Below are 581 nucleotides of genomic sequence, written 5' to 3' on the forward strand. Positions count from 1 at the left end.
ACCGGGCCGAAGCCGCCGAGCGCGGCGACCGCGCGGGGGCGGTCGAGGGTGAACGCGGAGACGCTCCAGCTCTCCGCCGCGGCCGGCTTGCGCACCACGGCGGACGGGTCGGCGGCCGGACGGGCGCCGCGGACGCCGAAGGTGTAGTGGCCGGGCCGGACGTCGACGCCGGGCGGGGTGGTGAATCGGTAGACGAGGGTGCCGCGCTCCTGCTGGGCGGTCACCACGGCGCCCGGCAGGTCGGTCCAGGCGGAGCCGGTGCCGGGGGCCGACTCGCCCGGGGCGAGCCGGAATTCGGCCTGGAAGGCGGTGACCGGCTCGGCGACCGTGAGGGTGAGCTGGTGCCGCAGGCCGTCGCGGCCGAGCGGGGAGACCAGGGCGGCGCCGGACAGCGCGTGGTCGGCGTCCGGGTCGGTGCCCTTGGCAGGGGCGGCCGGTGTGTCGGTCTCCGGGACGTTCGCGGCGGGCGGCGGCGCCGGGTGGGCGGGCATGTCCGGCCGCAGCCCGGGGGCGTTCGGGGTCTGTCCGGAGGCGGGTGGGGCGTAGCCGGGCTGCCCGGTGCCCGGGGCCGGGACGGAAGG

The 581-nt window shown here is 79.7% G+C and carries 1 pseudogene; it reads right to left on the reverse strand.

Annotated elements, in window-relative coordinates:
• Positions 1-581 (reverse strand): annotated as a pseudogene (locus KS423_RS46930) (hypothetical protein); the annotation flags it as partial.

Origin of the sequence: Streptomyces sp. LS1784 (assembly GCF_020103755.1) — a bacterium.
Taxonomy (GTDB): domain Bacteria; phylum Actinomycetota; class Actinomycetes; order Streptomycetales; family Streptomycetaceae; genus Kitasatospora.